General features: G+C 33.7%; 12 protein-coding genes and 2 pseudogenes. 5 read left to right on the forward strand and 9 right to left on the reverse strand.

Annotated elements, in window-relative coordinates; genetic code table 11:
- Positions 1–81 precede the first annotated feature (81 nt).
- The 4 genes from gyrB to ABWU24_RS05390 all read left to right on the forward strand — a co-directional run bounded on the left by gyrB (position 82) and on the right by ABWU24_RS05390 (position 8,599).
- Positions 82–2,454, forward strand: coding sequence for a DNA topoisomerase (ATP-hydrolyzing) subunit B (gyrB, locus tag ABWU24_RS05375; RefSeq protein ID WP_341815736.1), 2,373 nt, complete (start codon positions 82–84; stop codon positions 2,452–2,454).
- A gap of 185 nt (positions 2,455–2,639) precedes the next feature.
- Positions 2,640–4,106, forward strand: a complete 1,467-nt coding sequence (gene gatA, locus ABWU24_RS05380; RefSeq protein WP_341815737.1) for an Asp-tRNA(Asn)/Glu-tRNA(Gln) amidotransferase subunit GatA — start codon at positions 2,640–2,642, stop codon at positions 4,104–4,106.
- 111 nt (positions 4,107–4,217) lie between these two features.
- Positions 4,218–6,746, forward strand: coding sequence for a DNA polymerase I (gene polA, locus ABWU24_RS05385; RefSeq protein WP_353274570.1), 2,529 nt, complete (start codon positions 4,218–4,220; stop codon positions 6,744–6,746).
- 899 nt (positions 6,747–7,645) lie between these two features.
- Complete coding sequence (locus ABWU24_RS05390) at positions 7,646–8,599, forward strand: hypothetical protein (protein ID WP_015588314.1); 954 nt, start codon at positions 7,646–7,648, stop codon at positions 8,597–8,599.
- A gap of 32 nt (positions 8,600–8,631) precedes the next feature.
- On the opposite strand, the gene ABWU24_RS05395 is transcribed toward ABWU24_RS05390, so the two are convergent.
- From ABWU24_RS05395 to ABWU24_RS05410, 4 genes are all read right to left on the reverse strand, one after another.
- Positions 8,632–9,414 (reverse strand): exodeoxyribonuclease III, encoded by a 783-nt coding sequence (locus ABWU24_RS05395; protein ID WP_341815739.1) that lies wholly within the window; start codon positions 9,412–9,414, stop codon positions 8,632–8,634.
- Entirely contained in the window at positions 9,414–10,121 is a 708-nt protein-coding gene (locus tag ABWU24_RS05400) for a uroporphyrinogen-III synthase (RefSeq protein WP_015588316.1), read from the reverse strand. The genes ABWU24_RS05395 and ABWU24_RS05400 overlap by 1 nt, the downstream gene beginning before the upstream one ends.
- 228 nt (positions 10,122–10,349) lie before the next feature.
- Positions 10,350–11,855, reverse strand: a complete 1,506-nt coding sequence (locus ABWU24_RS05405; protein ID WP_341815740.1) for a hypothetical protein — start codon at positions 11,853–11,855, stop codon at positions 10,350–10,352.
- A 182-nt stretch (positions 11,856–12,037) separates the two neighbouring features.
- Positions 12,038–14,212 carry a hypothetical protein gene (locus ABWU24_RS05410; RefSeq protein ID WP_353274572.1) on the reverse strand — a complete coding sequence of 725 codons (2,175 nt, stop codon included), beginning with the start codon at positions 14,210–14,212 and terminating at the stop codon, positions 12,038–12,040.
- Positions 14,213–14,341: 129 nt separating this feature from the next.
- Here ABWU24_RS05410 and ABWU24_RS05415 point away from each other — a divergent pair, with 129 nt between their 5' ends.
- The gene (locus ABWU24_RS05415) at positions 14,342–15,667 is read left to right on the forward strand and encodes a phosphomannomutase/phosphoglucomutase (protein ID WP_341815744.1); all 1,326 of its coding nucleotides are present in this window, start codon (positions 14,342–14,344) and stop codon (positions 15,665–15,667) included.
- Positions 15,668–15,797: 130 nt separating this feature from the next.
- On the opposite strand, the gene ABWU24_RS05420 is transcribed toward ABWU24_RS05415, so the two are convergent.
- The 5 genes and pseudogenes from ABWU24_RS05420 to ABWU24_RS05440 form a co-directional block, all read right to left on the reverse strand.
- On the reverse strand, positions 15,798–16,385 hold the full coding sequence (locus ABWU24_RS05420; protein WP_064085309.1) for a CvpA family protein: 588 nt from the start codon (positions 16,383–16,385) through the stop codon (positions 15,798–15,800).
- A 57-nt stretch (positions 16,386–16,442) separates the two neighbouring features.
- Positions 16,443–17,039 (reverse strand): riboflavin synthase, encoded by a 597-nt coding sequence (locus ABWU24_RS05425; protein ID WP_341815745.1) that lies wholly within the window; start codon positions 17,037–17,039, stop codon positions 16,443–16,445.
- 40 nt (positions 17,040–17,079) lie between these two features.
- Positions 17,080–17,652: pseudogene (locus ABWU24_RS05430) on the reverse strand (hypothetical protein); the annotation flags it as partial.
- 13 nt (positions 17,653–17,665) lie between these two features.
- A protein-coding gene (locus tag ABWU24_RS05435) for an IS630 family transposase (RefSeq protein WP_353274215.1) occupies positions 17,666–18,671 on the reverse strand; the annotation gives its coding sequence in 2 pieces (ribosomal slippage) (positions 17,666–18,160 and positions 18,162–18,671; 1,005 coding nt in all).
- Between the two features lie 81 nt (positions 18,672–18,752).
- A pseudogene (locus tag ABWU24_RS05440) lies at positions 18,753–20,153 on the reverse strand (hypothetical protein); the annotation flags it as partial.
- Positions 20,154–20,923 lie beyond the last annotated feature (770 nt).

Here is a 20,923-nt window from a genome sequence, read left to right on the forward strand (position 1 = left end):
ATCCTTCTCTCAACTTAAAGATGTTGCTAATCAGCACATACAAATGTAATATTAATTAATATTTATAAATAAAGCAATTCCATGGAAAGTAACTACAACGCTGACGCAATAAAAATCCTAAGAGGTCTTGATGCTGTGAGAAAGCGTCCGGGTATGTATATTGGTGACACTGATGATGGATCAGGCTTGCACCATATGGTGTATGAGGTTGTTGACAATGCGATAGATGAGTCTTTAGCTGGTTATTGTAGTAAGATTGAAGTTAGCATAAATGAAGATGGCTCAGTATCTGTAACCGATAACGGTCGTGGCATTCCAACTGATATTCATGCAGAGGAAGGAATATCAGCAGCAGAAGTAATAATGACCCAACTACATGCAGGAGGTAAATTTGACAGCAATACCTATAAGGTTTCCGGAGGATTACATGGTGTTGGAATTTCAGTTGTTAATGCGTTATCGAGTTGGTTGGAATTAACCATCTGGCGCAACAAAAAAGAACATTTTATGCGCTTTGAAGATGGTGAGTCTGTTGAATCTTTAAAGGTAGTCAATGAAAACACAAGTAAAAGAGGAACTAGAGTAACGTTTATGCCATCAACGGGGACTTTTAGTAGTATTGATTTTAGTTACTCCACTCTTGAGAGTCGCATCAGAGAATTGGCATTTTTAAACTCAAATATTGAGATCATTTTGTGTGATCTCCGTAATAAACCACATGTAAAGTCTCATTTTAACGATAGTAAAGAGTCTGAAGATAATTTTGGTACAGCTAATTTTGTACGCTACTTAGACAAGAATAAGACACATGTTACTAAAATTGCCAGCATTAGAGATGATGTAAAAGATCTAGGTACCAGTGTAGAAATATCAATGGAGTGGAATGATTCCTACTATGAGAATATGCTATGCTTCACAAATAATATAAGACAACGGGATGGTGGTACGCATTTGGCAGGGTTTAGATCTGCACTAACCAGATGTATCAATAACTATGCAAATAATGAAGGTTTTTTGAAGAAGGCAAAAGTGAACTTGACTGGAGAAGATGTTAGAGAAGGCTTAACTTGTGTTTTATCTCTCAAGATGCCTGATCCTAAATTTTCTTCACAGACAAAAGATAAATTGGTCAGTTCTGAAGCGCGGGCAGTTATAGAGAGTATAGTTTTTGACAAGTTGAGTACAATACTTGAAACTGACCCCAAGTTAGCAGCAAGTATAGTAGAAAGAGCAATTAGGTCAGCAAAAGGAAGAGAAGCCGCAAGAAAAGCACGAGAGTTAGTTAAAAATAAAAACAATATTAATATTGCAACTCTACCTGGAAAGCTTGCCGATTGTCAGGAAAAAATTCCTGAGTTATCGGAATTGTTTATAGTAGAGGGTAATTCTGCAGGTGGTACTGCAAAGCAGGGACGTAATCGTAAAACACAGGCGGTACTTGCTTTAAGAGGAAAAATTCTAAACGTAGAACGTGCAGGGCTGGATCGTATTTTTTCATCTGCAGAAATTGGCTCTCTGATCACGGCAATTGGAGCTGGAATAGGGAGTGAGCACTTCGATATTGAAAAAACTAGGTATCATAAAATTATCATTATGACAGACGCAGACGTTGATGGATCGCATATAAGAACTTTGATTCTAACTTTCTTTTTTAGACATATGCGTGAAGTAATTGAAAAAGGATATTTATACATAGCGCAGCCACCCCTCTATAAAGTTACAAAAAATGCTAAAGATACTTATATCAAAGATGATGAAACTTTTGAAGAGTATATAGTAAATTCAGCGATTAAAAGATTAACATTAAATGGTGTAGGCAAAGATTTGCGTTTCGTTTTGAATAAGTGTCTCAGTATTTCAAACATTAGCAAAAATTATGATAGGGAAATACCAAAAGATCTCTTAGAATCATTGCTAATTTTAAGTAAAAAGAATGCTCTATTGTCTGCTGATGAGATATTAAAATATTTAAAATTGATGTATAGTGAATATACTTGGGAAGTAGAAGTAAAAGATGAGGAAATTCACATTGCTAAATTGTTTCAAGGGTTAGCAGACAAATATGTATTCTCGCTTAGTATGCTTGAAAGCAAAGAAATACAGAATATATTGAGTTCTCTTGATAACATAATTGACTTATTTAATGGTGATTCATTTTTACAGTCGCAAGAAACTGAAATAAAAATAAAGTCTCCAAGTGCACTCGCAAAAATAGTGATGGATTATGGTAAAAAAGGTTTAACTCTGCAGAGATTTAAAGGCCTTGGTGAAATGAATGCTGATCAGCTTTGGGAAACTACACTCAATCCAGAAACTAGAACTCTGCTAAAAGTTGAAATAAAAGATTGTGAGGAAGCAGATAGCATATTCTCGGTGCTAATGGGTGATATAGTTGAACCACGTCGTGACTTTATAAATAACAATGCACTTAACGTGCATGATGTTGATATTTGATTTTAGAAACGCTAAACCCTTATGGCTTAGCATTGTGTGCCAAACCGGCTATTTAAAACGTACTACTGACCAATCCATTTCAGAAATCTGAATTGATTTCGGTTGTATTCCCGTTTTCGATCATAAATATATAGATTTTCTGCCCTATTGTTGTTATAATTAACACCTTGCTAAATTGAATGTTAATGAATGAATTGAGAAGGTTCACTATTACAGAGATGTATGATGGACTAAGACGGGGGGATTTTTCTGCTGTTGAGCTTGTAGAAACGCATGTTAGTGCAGTCGAAAATGAGCAACTAAATGCATTTGTAACAAAAACCCCAGAAATCGCGATAAAAGCTGCTAAAATAGCAGATGAATACTTTTTGAAACAAAAAGATAATATTTCATCACTTATGGGCATACCAGTTGGTGTTAAAGATTTATTCTGTACAAAAGGAATAAAAACAACAGCATGCTCAAAAATGCTGGAAAATTTCATCCCGACTTATGAATCTACGGTATCTAATTTGCTTTTAAAAAGTGGAGCAGCCATGCTCGGTAAACTTAACATGGATGAATTTGCTATGGGCTCTGCTAACATAAATAGCTATTTTGGCCCTGTTGAAAATGTATGGATTAGAGAAAGTGATGGAGAAAAAGTTGTTCCTGGTGGATCATCTGGTGGATCTGCAGCATCAGTTGCTGGGTTTTTATGTGCTGGAGCATTAGGAAGCGATACTGGTGGGTCTGTACGTCAACCAGCAGCTTATTGTGGAGTGGTTGGAATAAAGCCAACTTATGGAAGATGTTCGCGTTTTGGTATGATTGCATTTGCAAGCTCTCTTGATCAAGCAGGAGTCATTACTCGTTCTGTTTCTGATTCAGCATTAATGCTGGAAACAATTTGTGGCTATGATGAAAAAGATTCAACATCGAGCGAAAAACCAGTGCCTAAATTTTCTAATCTTATAAATGGTGATATCAAGGGTAAGCGCATTGGTATACCAAAAGAATATAGAATGGATGGGATTTCAGAAGAAATCGTTCATCATTGGGAAAAAGTTTCTTCCAATTTAAAAGAAAATGGTGCTGAAGTTGTTGACATTACTCTGCCTCATACTAAATATGCGATACCGGTTTACTATCTAATTTGTTCTGCTGAAACTTCATCTAATCTTGCTCGCTATGATGGTGTACGTTACGGATTCAGGGTTGATGCTGATACCCTTGAAGAAATGTACTCGCTAACAAGAGCAGAAGGTTTTGGTAAAGAAGTGAAAAGGAGAATTTTAATTGGTTCTTATGCGCTTTCTTCAGGTCATTACAATGAGTATTATGAAAAAGCACAGTGCATTAGGGCATTAATCAGAAATGATTTTATAAAAGCGTTTGAAAAAATAGATTACATACTTGTGCCATCTGCTCCAACAGAAGCTTTCGGCTTAAATGAAAAGCCAGATCCGCTAATGATGTGCATTAATGATGTGTTTACCGTGCCGGCAAGCTTAGCGGGATTACCTGCTATTTCTATCCCTGTTGGGCTCTCAAATGAAGGTTTGCCACTTGCCTTGCAAGTAATTGGAAATTATTATGATGAAACTGGAATATTAAATATGGCAAGTGTGATAGAGCAAAATTGCGGCAGAATAATTGACTCTCTTATATAATATATTTTCTTATAGTAACTATAGCATTATGATTATTTTAGCTATAGGAAACAAGAACTTGATTTTTGTAGCTAAATAATAGACCATCAAAGGCACACTCAAATATCTAAAATGAAAGAAAAGACTTTCACAATCATTGATGGTTACGGTTTTCTTTTCAGAGCTTATTACGTTTTGCATCATTTAACTACCACAACCGGTATTCCAATAGGTGCTGTGTATGGCTTTTTGAATATGGTTCTGAGGTATATTGTCCATTCGGACTACTTAACTATAGCACTTGATTCTGGCAAAAAAAATTTCAGGCACAGTTTATATTCTGAGTATAAAGCAAACAGAGTAACGCCTCCTGAGGATTTAATTCCACAATTTACAATACTGAGAGAAGCGGTGGAAGCTTTTAACTTCAGCTATGAAGAGATTGAAGGCTATGAAGCAGATGACATAATTGCAACACTAGCTGCAAAATATGCCAACCACGAAGACTTTAAAGTAGTAGTAGTCTCATCAGATAAAGACTTATTTCAACTTTTGAATTACAACATTCTAATATTTGATCCTATCAAAAATATATACGTAGATGAAAAACAAGTGATAGAAAAATTTGGTGTAAATTCAAATAAGCTTCTTGATTTATTTTCTCTAACTGGAGATGCATCTGATAACATTCCAGGCGTTCCAGGAATAGGCCCAAAAACTGCAGCTAAATTGCTGGATAAATTTGATTCGTTGGATAACATTATAGAAAACATCAATAACATTGAGCAAACAAGAGTTCGTAATATTCTTACTGAGCATAAGGAAAAAGCACTAATTTCAAGAGAACTTTTGTCACTATGCAAAAAAGTAGATCTTCAACATGATATTGTAAAATATGAAGTCCATCCTCCAAATATGGAAAAATTGTTATCCTTTTTGAAGAAATATGAATTTAATTCATTGATAGGAAAAGTAGAAAAGCTTTTTTCTTATAGTGGATCTAGCACAAAAGAGAAAACAGAATATAGTAGTGAAGAATTAGAAAAATTTTTGGAGTATTGCAGATATGAAGGTAAAATTGCAATTCATTGCCACTTTGAAAACAATGCATTAAACGAAATCTCCTTATCTTGCAGTGAAGATAATATTTTCTACATAGATCAAAGCTGCCTACAAGATGCACTCACTATAATAAATTCAACTTTATTTTCAAATGAGGTGCTTAAAATAATACATGATATTAGAAAGATCAGAGAAATATTTCCTACAATAGAGAGAGTGCTAGACTCAATTGATGACTTGATGATCATGTCATATAGTCTTGACACAGGTAAGCATGATCACAGCATTCCAAACATAGTTGCGCATAATTTGAGTGAGAATGTAGAAAATTTTTCGGCAAAAACTTTAATAGCGATCCATGAGAAACTGACACAAAGATTATTTCAGGAAAAACTTTTTACGATTTACGAACGCTTCGACAGGCCTCTCATGAAAGTAGTATTTGATATGGAGAAAAATGGAATACTGCTTAATATTCAAAAACTACAGGAACTGTCTGATAAGTTTGAGCAGCTAATTGCTGTATTTGAAAACGATATACATAACTTAGCAGGAGAAAAATTTAATATTGCATCACCAAAACAATTAAGTGATATTTTATTTAATAAAATAGGGCTAAGTAAAAAGAAAAAGTCAAAATCCGGGTCTTATAGCACCAACTCTGAAGTTCTAGAGGCACTTGAAGAGGAGGGGACAGAAATCGCAGGTAAAATTTTAAGTTGGCGACATCTAAGTAAATTAAAGGGTACCTATACTGACGCGTTAATAAAACAGGTTGATCCGCTTGATGGTAGGATACATACAAGCTTTTCAATCACTGTGACTGCAACTGGAAGGCTGAGCTCTAGCAATCCTAATTTACAAAATATTCCTATCAGAAGCGAAGAAGGTAGTCTTATCAGGCAAGCGTTTATTGTGCCAAAAGGGTGCAAGATAATTTCTGCCGACTATTCGCAAATAGAATTAAGACTCCTGGCACATGTGGCAGATGTTGCGGCATTTAAAGAAGCTTTTGCAAATAGGGAAGATATTCATGATATCACCGCAAGACAAGTTTTTGGAGTTCAAGAAATAGATGAGCAATTAAGACGCAAAGCAAAAACCATTAATTTTGGAATTATATATGGAATTAGTCCATTTGGCCTTGCAAAGCGACTTGGAATTACCATTGCGGAGGCTGCTGAATACATTAATTACTATTTTTCTTGTTACCCAGAAATAAAGGTCTATATGGAAAAAGCAGTATCTATCGCGAGAAATCATGGTTATGTAGAAACTTTGTTTGGCAGAAGATGTTTTGTAAGAGACATCAACAATAAAATTCCTTATCTAAGACAATTTGCAGAAAGGGCAGCAATAAATGCACCGCTGCAAGGAACCGCCGCTGATATAATAAAACGTGCAATGATTCAGCTTTTTGATCAATTGAAAACAGGTAAAATAATCCTCCAAGTTCACGATGAGCTACTAGTTGAAGTAGAGGACGATAAGGTACAAGAAACAGCAAAACTTATGAAAGACGTAATGGAAAATGCAGTAAAAATTTCTATACCGCTTGAAGTAGAAATAGAAATTGGCGACAACTGGGGCTTTTCTTAATTATACCGTAGACTCTAAGAACCTGTCTTGAAAGGACCTAAGTAGTATCTGTTCAGATGCATGGCTAATGTGTAAATATTGAAGCAAAAATAATGTCATCCCAGTGCTTGACACTGGGATCCAAATTGCTCACAAGCAACCTAATCATAGATATTAAAAGCAACGCTTTCAATGAGACTACAAAAGGCTGGATTCCAGTGTCAAGCACTGCCTTGTTGTTGTAAATTCACTTTTACCTTATTTTGCCACACCCCTGAACGGATGCCTTGAGTAGTTAATTTCGTAAGTATAATAGCAGTCATATTAAAGAGTTCTTGAAGTAAGGAGAGCACGCTCATACGTCACGCAAACAACGTTTGGGAATAATCTAAGGTTCTGTGATATCAGCAGCTTTCTTGGCAATAACATCCCGCTTTCAGTAAATAGTGATTTTATAATTTTCCTATATATTAGAAAAATTTTTATTTTAATTAGCGTTAAACAATAGGCGCCTATTGATTTTTAGCTAAAGTAAAGGTCAAATATCTGGAATTCTGGACATAAAATCCCCCTGTGTGAAAAAGATTAGAAAAAAGTGCAGCGCACATACGACAGAAATTAAGCACACTTACATGCTCTGAAGAAGATACGCTACGCTTTTTGATTAAAAGTTTGACTGAAAAGTCTGCAGACAAAGATAAGTTTTTGAGCTCTAAAAATATCTCTTACTATCATTATAATCAGATTTAAAATATATGGAAGCAATTTTTTACGTTCCCTTATCACTTATATCATTTGTTACTCTTCTATTTTTTGCTTTATTCTTTTCTTTTTTCCCTTTCAAGACAGGTTCTAAGAAATTTGAATTAATACGAAAAATATGCTATAATTATAACATAGGTTAGTACAAATAGATCGTTATGACAGTTCCAAAAGCAAAAAATAAGCCTTTAGAGTCATCTACTCAGGTGACCGGGCAAAATGAGATGCTCTTCAAGAAGGAACATAAGGAAATTTACGATTACTTTGTAAAAGTATTAGAAGTTAAAGCCAAATTAAAGGAGAGCAAAGGAATAACTGATTATTTTATATTAGCTTATAAGAAGATACTACTAACTAATGTCAATCCAGAAAAGATAAGACCACTCAGTGAAGAGAATTTTTGTCAGTTTTTACTTTCTATATTTAAAGAAGTTAGAGAGAAAAAATTGGCTGGAGAGGAAGATAGTAAAGTAAAGCAAGTAGTAGAGGAATGCTTAGATGATGTACGTGGTACAGAAGCTAAAGATTCACTAATAAAACTTGTTGGGTTACCATTGGGAATAAAAATAGACCCGAAAAATATTTCTGGCTCCTTTATGGATGGAGTGAAAGAAAAAATACCATTTTTAGGTGGAGATAAAAAAGAAGAGGATGAACCACTACTTAGTGATGAAGAGATGGTAACAAAGTGCTTACGTAAGGTTTTTCTTCCTATTCTTTTTTCCATTGCTTCAATATTAATTTTTGGTCCTACTACACTTGCGATAGTTGCTGCTGTTATTGGTACAATATTTGCTGTAAAGGGAGGAATTGAAGTTCTTTTTTCAAATAATAGGCCAGGTACTTTATATGATCCTAGCTCACCAGATAAAGATGATACAGAAAAGAGAGCAAAATTGAATGAAAAAATTCGCAAGGGTATTGATGATATTTTAAAAACCCCAATTGAAAGCTCTCTTGAAACAATTGCTGACGGGAGTAAAAAACAACCTACTCTGGAACAAGCTCCTCAGGTGGGAAATAAAGGGGGTGAGCAGCTTACTGTGCTTGATGAGCAAGTTACTGTAGATAAGCTATTTGAGGAACAAAGGCAGCAGTCAAGTAAGACATAGACTTACCAAAAGTGAATTGTGTAAGAGGTCTTTTATTGTTTTATAACACATACAACAGGAGTATGATCAGATGGGTTTTCTAGTTTACGCAACCTATCATCTATGTAACATGTTTCCAATTTATCTACAGCTTGTGGCGATAGTAGCATATAATCTATTCGCATCCCTTGATTATTTCTCAGTGAATTACCTTGATAATGCCACCAAGTAAACTGTTGCAAATTTGGGTGAGATATTCTAAATGCATCTTTAAAACCAAGATTCAAGATCGCTCTTAATTTCTCACGCTCTTTTATATGAAAGCATACTTGGCCATTTAATAAATTTGAATCAAAAACATCAATTTCATCCAGTGCAACATTATAATCGCCAGCTATAATAGTTAACTCTTCATTTTTCAACAAAGTGCCCATCCTTTCATATAAGTTATCAAAAAACTTGAGTTTATATTCAAATGCTTGGGAGTCCAAGCTTTGACCATTGGGCACGTATAAACTTCCTACCCTTATCTTATTATTGGTGTGTTTTATCACACACTCTATATAACGTGCTTCTTGATAACTCTCTACAACATCGATTTTTAATTTTTCCAGTATTGGATATTTAGATAAAACACAAACGCCATTTCTTGCAACCTGTCCATAGATAGCATATTCATATCCTAACTTTTCTATCTCTGCATAAGGAAATTGCTCTTCCGTACATTTTATCTCTTGCAGCAAAACTATATCTATCTGACTATCAGCTATAAAATTACAAAGTTGATTAACTCTTCTACGTATTGAGTTTACATTCCAAGTTGCAATCTTTAGCATCAACAATCCTTATTAATTATATCAATTAAACTCTCCCCAGTAGGTAACCTTGATGTTATAATTTTTTTCCATTTGATTAACCTTAAACTATCAGCAATGTTTTTACTCATGGTATATGCAACTGTATTATTCATCACAGGAGATAGCCCACTTTTTAGAACTAATGAACAAAATGCCCTTGCAGTTTGTGAGGAAAAAAAAGCAACGCTATCAATTTTACCGTCCAATAGTAAATTTTTACACCTATTAGTTAGAATCCTTTTAGTAATTGTTTTATAGAGTACAACTTCTCTTACGTTAAAACCTTCTTCAGATAATCTCTTTTTTAGGTCACATGATACTTCTTGTCCCCTTATATATAAGAACTTTATTGCATTTGAATAATGAGATTTTATGAATGATATCAGACCATCAACGTTGCTGTCTGCTGAGATTATATCGGAAAATCCCAAATTTTTTGCAGCCTGCATAGTTGAATTACCAACCGTAATAATTGGAAAGCCATCCTCTTTGCATATTTGACTGAAAGCCTTTACACTGTTTTTACTTGTAGATATCACAACGTCAAATTCATACGTAGATATATCAGGATTTAAGTACTTTATTGTGAATACTGGTTCTATAAAAACTTTGTATCCATATTTTTTTAGCGTGCTTCTTGTGCTCAACGAATCTAATAAAGGCCTTGTCAATAAAATAGACTTCATTCTGGTTTATTTCACTAGCAGTAAAATAATATACCTTATACACAAATTATTGAATAAAAACTTTTATTTTTTAAGTTTCTTGCGTAACCTATGAAAAAGGCAAGAGAAACTCCATAAATTGGCCTAGTGCTAGAAAATTGATATTAAATAAGCGAACGTTTTGATCAAATGGAAAAAAGGATGTTACTCATTGAGTAACATCCTTTTGAAGAAAGTGGGTAATTTTGGTTACTGTCTTTCATTTGTTTTTGGAACTTGCTGTTCTACATTAGTGTCAACAGTTACTGCTGAAGAAGGTCCCACCAATTTGTCCAAAGAACCTGTCTTTCTTAAGTCAGCTTGGGTTTTTAACTTGCCATTTTTCTCAGTGAAAATACCATGTTGCGGAGAAGAACTTGGTGAATTGAATCCACTATCAGAATTACGACGATAACTGGCAAAGCTAGAAGTTGTAGCAGTACTGTCAGTACTTATAGAATCCATTGAATTGCTTCTTGGTGGAGCAACATAAAAAGTGCTATTTCCTTTCTTTGTAGATGGTATCTCATCTGCATTCATCCTTTCATATTGTGTAAGAGTAACTTCCTCTTGCTTTTTGCCACCTTTTAGCGATGATGACAACTTGCTCCAAAGTGAGGTAGGTGCTTTTACTTCCTTATGCTCATTAGGATTTAATAATTCTGCTTCGCTGCTAACAGTACTTATAGAACTCGTTGAACTACTACCTGATAAGCTATTTTCCAGTGAATTCATAGAACTTGCTTTATGCCTTTTTGCTGACTTATTAAGACTTTCTAAAGTATTAAAACGAGTATGCTCTTCCTTGCATTCTCTAATAACTTCCTTAATCTCATCATGATGTTCAGAGAAAATACTGTCTCTAAAGTATTTATCTTTATCTGATAGTCTTTTTGTAACTAAATTACGCAAACCATCTGCGTCCAAGTTATCAATAAATTTCTTCTGCTCTCTCCATTTATCTACTAGCTGGTCTGGCAAATAATCTCTCCAATCAAGATATGTTTCTTTTGCTATTTTTCCTTCTATTTTTTCTGATATTCCAGAAAGTATGCTCTTTATTAACGTGGAATTATTTTTTCCATCAGTACAAATTGCTCTAAGATCTTCTTTCACTTCTTGAGCTCTCTTCTTTTGTGGTGAATCAGGAATAAGCTCATTATCTATTCTATCTGAATAATTCTCATTACCAGCTGCACGATATAACTTATTTGCTGTTGCAGTGAGCACATTACTTGTCTTTTCCTTTGTTTTTTCACTTACAAAACTAGCACCTCTCTTCAGCGAATCTGCTGAATACTCATAGCCATCCTTAATTTTTCCGCCAATATGCTTCGCTCCTTCAACTGTTTTTTCTGCTGACCATTTGAGCCCTTTATATCCAGATTGAACTGCTTTTACAGCAACTTTCGCAGCGTAAAATAGAGTAAGACCAACTATAGCACTTGGTATAGCAAGTGTTGCACCAACTGCCAAAAGTGGTAACACTGCTGCAAATAATCCACTTGCTGTACCTACTACAAGAGCCTGATCTCCTTGCTTCATCTTGGAGAATTCTGTATCTCCTTTTAACAAGTCAGTAATTCTTTCCTTTAGTTTTTTAGAATCATGAACAATATCTGCACTTAATGAATCTTGCATAATTGTACTAACACCCAAATTATCTTGTTGAGCTTCAACAGGACGTGAGTTAGATTTTATTTCACTAGGTGACATTTTTAACCTCACTATTAATTAAACATACTAATATTGTATATACATGATTCTTAAGTTAGGGTTAATTCACCTAACAATGTCCATTTGCTTTCAAATGATTTTACTTGATGTGTTTTTTTGAAAGCACAGAAAATTATTGCAATATAATATCTCGTTTGGATTAGCTATAGTTGAAGCAAAACTCATCCTTTTGAAGGAGTAGATTTTTCCGTAGTCTTAGCAGGAACTGTGTTTGGATCTGATAGTTCTGTTCTGACATATTTGCCTTCTTTATCATATAAATCGCGAAAATCATTCATTTGCACATCAGTTTGAATCTCCATTTCTTTAGTCTCCTTGTGATCTATTGAAGATGATGCATCAACACCTGTACCTTTAGTAACTTTTTGTCTTAGTTGTGTATTTTCTTCTTGTAATTGCTTTGAATTTTTCTTTAACTCACCAATCTCTTGTATTTTTTGGTTTAGTTGATTAGATATAGTTAGTTTGTCTCTAGCCAAATTTTTATTTTCCTTTTCTAATTTACTAATTTTTTTGCTTGAAGATTTATCCGCAGCTTGTGTACCTTGGTCTTGTGTTTTAGGAACTGTAGTTTCCTGATCACTTGCCTGGATTTCTACACTTTTATATTCAACTTCAGTTTGAGTTGATGTAGCTACATTCTCACCTACTTCACTGAGCTCATCTGCAAGTGATTTTCCAGGTTCAAGTTGTTGAATTTTTCCCTCCAAAACTTCTTTGTCTTTTTGCAGTTGACTTAATTCTTTAGCTAATTGATTCATCTTTTTAGCCAATGTATTGTTTTTCTCTTTTTCTTCTGTCAATTTTTCTGCCAACTGCTTTTCATTATTATTCTTTAAACCTTCTAACAATGTTTTCTTTAGATCGTTTTCCAAATTTGCATTCTTTTTTTCTAGTGCACTTAACTTAGCTTCACTTTGCTCTAATTTTTCCTGCTGCTCTTCATTTATCCTATTTATTTCATTTTTTTTATTTTTCAACTGATCACTTAACTTACCAATTACATTATTTTCACCTTGTAGTTCTTTTTCTAACGCCTTTATCTCTTGTGTTAGTTGTTCAATACCTTGATCTTTTTCTTGCGTTATTCTTTTCAATTCAGCTTTAAGTTTTTTAACTTCTCCTTCCAAAATTTGCTTTTCCTCACTTAGTGTTCTTATTCCTGTATCACCTTCCTTTTCTATATTTTGATTAAGTTCTTCTGATTTTTTGAGTTTCTCTGTAAGTGACTTAATAGAAGCATCTTGTTCCTCGATTTTTTGATCTCTTTCAAATATTGCTTGCTGTTGTTTGTTAATTTCATTTTTCAAGGAGTCGCATTCTAACTTTAGATCCTCAAGCTGCTTTGCCTGCTTTGCAAAATATTGAGCAAACGTTTCTTTTTCTTCTTTTAACTCCTCAATTCCATCTATAATTTCATCCACTCCATTTTCTGATCCTTCTTGTTCATACTTTTTCTCGTCATCAGACATGCTATTCTCAAGCGTTTCATCTTCTTCGCCACTAAATTCACTAGCGCCAGAGAAAGAACTTCTACGTGAATCAGGAGAGGAATATCCACTGCTACTTGGTGTAGCTGACTGTGGTGAATCTTTTGTAAATGTTTCCTCTGCTGGTGTTTGTTGATCGTTCACACTTTTGACCATGTCAGTGAAAGTTTGATATAGAGTTTTGCCATTGATAAAAACTTCTTTATTCTGCTCAACTAATTTTAATACCTCTTCTGGGTCAGTTATTTCTCCAAATTTTGGTTTATCAATCACTCTTTTTATGCCCTTAGAATTTACTTCTACAGTCATGCTACAATCTATGCTATTGCCTTTAGAATCCTTAGCTTGCCAGTTAATGGTCATCTCACATGAGCTTGAACCAGTAAAATCATAGTGCCTTTCGCTGCCTTTTTTGGTTGCAGTTATTTGACTATCTTTCCCTAAAGATAGGTTATAAACCTTGCCTTCGTCACTGGCTCTTAAAAGGGTGCTAATCTCTATTGGTTTTTCTTTATTTTCAAATCTAATTTTAAATTCATTATCTTGTGTTGTATATACTAAGAAATTTTCACCTGGTAGAGATTCTTCAAATTTTTTATGTGTTTCATTTATTAATTGCTCAAATCTTTGGAAATCTGTCTTCCACTTTGAGCTCATTTGTTCCTTAATGTCTTTATTTTGTAGTAAAGGACCAATAAAATACCAGATTAAATTTTCTTCCTCTAGTTTTCTTGTAAAATCCTGAAATTTGTTACAAGATTCAATAAAACTTAAAATATCCTTTTTCTTCTGCTCATCTAAATCTAAACCTTGATTTTCAGTTACAAGTAAATTTTCTTTTGTCATAATTTCTATTTTTAGAGAACTATGTTATAATATTAGCATATTTTCTTAAAAAATCAACTAATTTTATAGTTAGATAAACTTGAGTATTTGACGGGAATGTTATATATTAACCACTCCAAGAAGTGCAGTATGGACAATAATATTATAAGAAAATACGATATTAGAGGTGTGGTAGGCAGAGACCTGCAAATCAGTGATGGGTATGAAATAGGTAGAAAATTCGGTCAAACTGCAGCTAACGTTTGTGTAGGCTATGACAGCAGGATAGATTCACCAAGTATAGAAAAAGAATTAATCAGAGGCTTGATTTTATCCGGTGCGAATGTTATACGCGTTGGGCTCTGTTCTTCACCTATGCTCTACGCTGCAACAATGCAGGCAGATCTTGGGATTATGATCACTGCTTCTCATAATCCCAGAGAATATAACGGCTTTAAATTTTTCAGTAGTAAAAAAGTTTACTCAGATCAAGAAATGAAGGAAATTATAGGCAGTAAAATTAAAAACAGCACGAAAATTGGAAGCTTAATTAACACGAATATATATAGTGAGTACGTTAACATATTAAAAGATGTGCTCAAGAATAACACTACACAAAAACTAAAAATAGCCTGGGATTTTGGCAATAGTCCAACAATTGTAAGGTATATTGAAAAGATTTTACCAGATCATATACACATCGTAACCAATAGCTTTATAGATGGAACGTTTCCACTGCATGACCCAGATCCCATAGAAGAGAAAAATCTTGCTCAGTTAATAGATATTGTCAAGAAAGATAAATGTGATCTTGGTATTGCACTTGATGGTGATGGTGATAGGGTACGCTTGATTGATAATAAAGGTAATGTTGTTTCCAATGATCACTTGTTTATGATTTTTTCACGTGAAGTATTGGCGGAACACCCAAAAAGCAAAGTTATTGCCAACGTAAAAATGAGTATGAAAGTGCATGATCTTGTTAGTAAATTAGGAGGACAAATAATTACCTGTGCCACTGGACACTCACTAGTTAAGAAAAAGATGGTAGAAGAAGGAGCAAAATTTGCCGGTGAACTCAGTGGGCATTTTTTCTTTTCTGAGCTGGGTTTCGATGATGGACTATATTCTGCTGTTAAAGTCATTAACATTTTACTTAAGAAAAACCAAAGCCTATCTGAGATGATTGAAGATTTGCCAAAGTTATATATCACTCATGAAGTGAAAATTGTAGTGAAGGATGAGAAAAAGTTTCAAATAATTGAGTCAGTAAAGGAGACACTAAAGCAGAAAAATATTGTATTTTCAGAGCTTGATGGTATTAAGGTAACCGATAATAAAGGTTGGTGGCTTCTTAGAGTATCAAATACGCAAAACTGCATTACAGCAAGATGTGAAGGAAATACCTTAGAAAATTTTGAACTCACTAAAAAAGTTTTGTTTTATTACATTGATGCACTAAAATTATACATTTAAATTTTTTTGATGATTTACTTATTCGTCAATGTTTGCAGTTTTGTTTGATTAGTAATAGGAATTGGTAACCTATGGCGCACTGCTGTGGATAACAGCTGTCTAAGCTAATTTAGCTATAGAAAATGAACACTCACTTTTCTTTATTGTTTTGAGATTTTTCTTGATCAACCATTTCCTCACCGATCTCTTTTATTTTTAGTATCAATGACTCTGGCACATACATGTTAATTACTTCTTCTGTTGTCACAAATAAAGCCTGATAAGAGTGTGAATTTATTATCCAATTGGGCAATATGTCTTCTGCATCTATTTTAGACTCTCCCTCTTTTTTATCATATACTGTGTGGCAATATAAGTGCACAGCAAAAAATAGTACATAAGAAAGCAATATTCCTCTAAGTGCTCCGACAAAGATTCCAGTAACTCTATCCATTAATCCCAACCTTATAGGTGATAATATGTACATTAGCCAGTTATTCATTGTCATGAATGTAAGATTAAGTATGATAAATACAGAGATTGTAGAAAGTATGTTTTGTGTAACTTTAGAGTCAAAATACTTACTATAATTTATAATAAAAAAATCATAGTAACTAGCTGTCAAAAAGACTGATAAGAGCAAGAACATTAATGCACATAGCTCTTTTATAAAACCTCTAGTTATCGATATTATTACACACAAGACAATAATAAAGATAATTAGGCTATCGAAAAACATATTTTGTATCTATATGATTTTCAAGATATAATAGTTGTAAATAACAAAGTTGTAAAATTAATTGTGTTGATATTTTATCAGCTGGTCTAAGTACCGGGCAATCATATCAACTTCTAAATTTAGGTAATTACCTGTTTTATTATGCTGAAAAGTTGTGTTTTTCCATGTATAGGGAATTATATTCACAGTGAATTCTTGATCGACAACTGAATTTACTGTAAGGGAAACTCCATCTAGCGTTACAGAACCTTTTTTTGTAATAAATTTAATTAATTCTTGTGGGCATGATAGTCTGATTTCATGAGATTCTAAATTTTGATTGATTGTTAAAATTTCTGTTGTGTCATCCACATGACCCTGAACCAAGTGGCCGTCAATTCTGTCACTCAGTTTCATTGCTTGTTCTAGGTTTATTTTTTTCCCTGTTTCCCACGTATTTAAGTTAGAAACCTTCATGGTTTCTTGAGATACTTGAACTGTGAATACATCGTTCATTATGTCGACAACAGTTAAACACACTCCGGAGCAGGATATTGAATCTCCTTTGTTTATAGAGGATAAATTTTGTGTCTCAATATGGAAGATTTGATCAGAGTTAGGGTGGATAGTGATATCAGTTATAGTGCCAATATCTTTGATAATTCCTTTAAACATGCAATAAAATAAATAATTATATCACAAAAGATCTTATTTGTTAGGTGCGCGAAGGAAGATCTTTTTCACTTATCTGCTCAACAGATTTTACAGAATACTCAGAATGTATAAAGTAAGCCAGGCTCAAAACGCACAGTGTAATTAATATTGGTAACCCTATGTTTAATGTTAGACCGATACTTTCCCTTTTTTCTGTTGGCACCAATTCCTTTAAAATTGACACTTTTCCCAGCGGTAAGTGCCATAGGCAGAGTGCTGATATAGAAGCTGCTACTAAAAATAGACAAAAATAAGTCTCTTTCGAAGAAAACATAGCTTTTAATGGTGATTTGAGCCTAATATTAGTAGGCAATCGAGTTTTAGCTTCATTTGTTTTTGGTAAATGGTCTACAGCTTTGCTTGGTAAAATTTCATGAGAAACATTTTTAGGCTGTGGAGAAGGTTGGCCTGAAACTAATTTAATCAACTGCTCTTTTTTTCTATATACTTGCTTTTGTAAATATTCTTTACCTAAAAGTGAATTATGAGGGGGTTGTGGCCTTTTGAGTACCTCTAGCACTTCTGATATCTCATCTGGTTCTAATACTTCATGTAATTGTTTATCTTGAAAGTAATACCAAAATCCATTACTGACCGAACAAATAAGAAACATTACAAACTCGTTTAATAGTAGTACTGGAAATATTGACAATAAAATTACACAAAACATCTTCAAGTAAACCTATGGTATCGTAGATACTATTGCGTAAAGTATTGTATTTGATATATTGCCACAACCTTTCAACAGGATTCAGTTCCGGTGAATAAGGAGGCAAGTATATGATGGTAATGTTTTCCTGAATTTTCAAACTTTTTGATCTATGCCAACTTGCACAATCCATTACAAGAAAGGCTTCTTTCGTGCCTAAATCTTTCGACATCTGCTCCAGAAATATATTCATACAATCAGTGTTTACATATGGAGCAAGTAGGCTAATTTTCTTACCACTTCTTGGATTTACCGCACTGTAGATATAGAAATTTTGTCTACCAATTTTCATTTTAACCTGTGTTCTGACCCCTTTTTTAAACCATCCGTGTCCGATTTTTGAATGAGTTCCAAATCGTGATTCATCAAAAAAATACCTCCTTTTCAGGGTGGGAATTGACTATTTTATTGAAGTATTTTTTAAACTCTTCTTGCTTGTTTTTATCTTGTTTATGGTGAATTGGCCTCGGTGTTATGTAAGAAAACTTCATCCTTTGTATCTCACGGTGCACTGTTGATTTGCTAATGTTTAGGCCAAATTCCTCTGAGATTTTTATTTGCACTTCCTTAATAGTAATATTTGGATTTCTTTCTACCCATATTTCAATTTGCTCACGTTGATTTTTGTTTAATTTGCTTTTTCTTCGCCGCTGAGACGGGGAAAATAATCTTTCTACTCTACCAAATTTTAGATGCTTTATCCATTCAGTCAAAGCAGTCCTTGAAATTTTACATATTCTTGCCACAGCGCTTATACTACTTTCTTTTCCTGCTATCACCGCTTGTAACTTTTTTGAAACATATGCGTTATTTCTGACCTTTTTTAACATTTCTTTCGCCAAATTTACAACTTTTTCGTCTAATAGTTTTGACCTTAATGCCATTTATACCTCTCTATTTTATCTACTTTAGTATCACTTCTTTCCCATTATTGTCTATCTGTTCTTTATATAGTGGGAATTGGTATAAGCAATATTAAACACTGAGTTAAAAATATTGCGAAATGTTTCTGGGTCTTGATTTTTGTATCCATTAATTACTTCAATAAATATTTCATCAAGTTTTTTTTCCCTGCACTCAATCTGGTTATCTATTATAGCAATTCTAGCATCAATTTGAGCTTGTTTTATAGTTGATTGTTTTTCCTCTTTCGATAATTCTGTAGCCTGCTTTTTTGACTTCTTTTTTCTGTTAGCCTTAAAATAATCTGTGTGCGACCTAGTTTGACCTATATCCCGCTCTGTTTCTTGAGGTACTAGATTTCCTATACTACCCTCTGTTATCCGAGTGTCTAACACTGGTTCTTTTTCTTTTTGGTCAAGTACTGGAATAACACCAGGTGGCATATTGTTACTCTGTATAGAAAATTTTGGCAGCTGTGGGAAAAAGAATTGTGCCGTATTAAAAAAATTGAATGGCTGAAAAAGAGACCTAAACCAGGAAATATTTTCATGCATTGCAGCAACAATTACTGGTGCACGTGTAATTTGCTTTCTGTTACTTGCTATATTGTAGCCAAACGAACCTTGCACAATTTGTTTATCTTGCGTGTTTCTTTTTTCAATCACATTTTCGTTTTTATTTTCAGTTTCTTCTATTTGTAATGTATCTTGACTTTGCTCCTCACTTTTGGCTTTTTCTACATGTTTTAGCTGCTTATTCAAGAATATCTCGATTTGTTGCAAGCTACCTAGGTTGATGTTTTTAACGTCTGTTTGCAGCGTTATCTTTATGCCCTGCAGAAGGATTTGAATTGGAGCATTACTTATGAATTCTTCTACAGTTTTATTAGCTTTATGGTAGTTATTATATAATTTTTCACTTTCTTTTGGTACTTTTATATTGGCTGTAAAATTTTTTTCTTGAAGGAGATAGATTTTGAAAAAGCCAATCAAGTATTGCATTTTAGGTAGGGTTATATTAGAGACGTCTTCATCTGCTGCTGTTAGCAATCTTAGCTTAAATGAAAACTCTTGTGTATCACTTACAACACTTCTTGAGCGAATAGTGCTGATTTCTACTACTTCATCGGAAAATACTTTGCCTATCTCTTTAGATTTATCTTTGAAAAATTTAGGTAAATCTTCTACCTCATATTTTCTCTTAGTTTTAACGTTGACGGGGGTTTTTCCTGTATCTTGAAACTTATCTTTGAGAAGTTTTGATAAGCTCTCTGCATTAGTTCTAACGCCAGAAACTGCTTTGTTTACATTTGTTTTTAAACCCGCTAAGGACTCAGGTAAATCCTCTACACGAGCTTTAAAGGTAGGAATTACTCTATTTGTGTTTTTTTTAGCCTTATCCATAAAAGACTTAAATGAATTTTTTGTTTGCTCCCACGGAGTTGTGGTATTATTACTGTGCATGTTTCTAATTTTTTATTAATATAATATTAACAAAAAAATATAATTAGTCGATAAATTAATAATTATAGCACCCTTGCATAACAGCGGCGCGTTGGGTTCAATAAGCAGAAAAAGTTACTTTACAAATCTCATCAGTCTTCTTATCATGACAATGAGAGTATTTATCCTTGTTTTTAATCTCTGCAGATTTAACAACAAAATTCAGTAAAAAACTCAGGTATATATTGGCGGATTACATAAAATTATAGCGGTTGTATGTCTTTTTTATTTTTTCTACATTCAGCCAAAACGCGCTTTAAATAAGCGTTAGCACATTATTACAACGCCAATTTACATTATTATAGGGTCAAAACTCACTACTGGGGGATTCTTTTGCCTTTTTTTTGCCTGGTAAATTTTTTAATATTCTGGATTAGTTAGGAGTCCTATGGAGATGTCATTCCAGCACTTCTTATTACCTGTTCTGGATCCCAGTGTCAAGCACTGGGATGACAAGAAGGAGAGCACTGGGATGACAAGAAAGAAAGCGCTGATTTCATATGCATCTGATAAAAAAGATGATGTCATGCCAGTGCCCAGACACTGGCATCCAGTTTTTTCATGATCATCAAAACGTTGTATTTTAACATAAAACGGCTACTTTTATGCTTACCAACCTAATAAAATTCCTGGATTCCAGTGTCAAGCACTGGCATTATAAAGGAACTAGTGTCAGATGCTCTGATGACACCTTTTTATCCAAATAGTTTTATTGATGATATTAAAGATTG

The organism is Wolbachia endosymbiont (group B) of Hofmannophila pseudospretella (assembly GCF_964028515.1).
In the GTDB taxonomy this organism is placed as follows: Bacteria; Pseudomonadota; Alphaproteobacteria; order Rickettsiales; family Anaplasmataceae; genus Wolbachia.

Excerpts from the sequence above, each read along its gene's own strand:
- ABWU24_RS05410 (WP_353274572.1), bottom strand. The coding sequence starts at position 14,212 with ATGACAAAAGAAAATTTACTTGTAACTGAAAATCAAGGTTTAGATTTA.
- gatA (WP_341815737.1), top strand. The coding sequence starts at position 2,640 with ATGAATGAATTGAGAAGGTTCACTATTACAGAGATGTATGATGGACTA.
- ABWU24_RS05390 (WP_015588314.1), top strand. The coding sequence starts at position 7,646 with ATGACAGTTCCAAAAGCAAAAAATAAGCCTTTAGAGTCATCTACTCAG.
- ABWU24_RS05400 (WP_015588316.1), bottom strand. The coding sequence starts at position 10,121 with ATGAAGTCTATTTTATTGACAAGGCCTTTATTAGATTCGTTGAGCACA.
- ABWU24_RS05420 (WP_064085309.1), bottom strand. The coding sequence starts at position 16,385 with ATGTTTTTCGATAGCCTAATTATCTTTATTATTGTCTTGTGTGTAATA.
- ABWU24_RS05425 (WP_341815745.1), bottom strand. The coding sequence starts at position 17,039 with ATGTTTAAAGGAATTATCAAAGATATTGGCACTATAACTGATATCACT.
- ABWU24_RS05395 (WP_341815739.1), bottom strand. The coding sequence starts at position 9,414 with ATGCTAAAGATTGCAACTTGGAATGTAAACTCAATACGTAGAAGAGTT.
- ABWU24_RS05415 (WP_341815744.1), top strand. The coding sequence starts at position 14,342 with ATGGACAATAATATTATAAGAAAATACGATATTAGAGGTGTGGTAGGC.
- ABWU24_RS05405 (WP_341815740.1), bottom strand. The coding sequence starts at position 11,855 with ATGTCACCTAGTGAAATAAAATCTAACTCACGTCCTGTTGAAGCTCAA.
- gyrB (WP_341815736.1), top strand. The coding sequence starts at position 82 with ATGGAAAGTAACTACAACGCTGACGCAATAAAAATCCTAAGAGGTCTT.
- polA (WP_353274570.1), top strand. The coding sequence starts at position 4,218 with ATGAAAGAAAAGACTTTCACAATCATTGATGGTTACGGTTTTCTTTTC.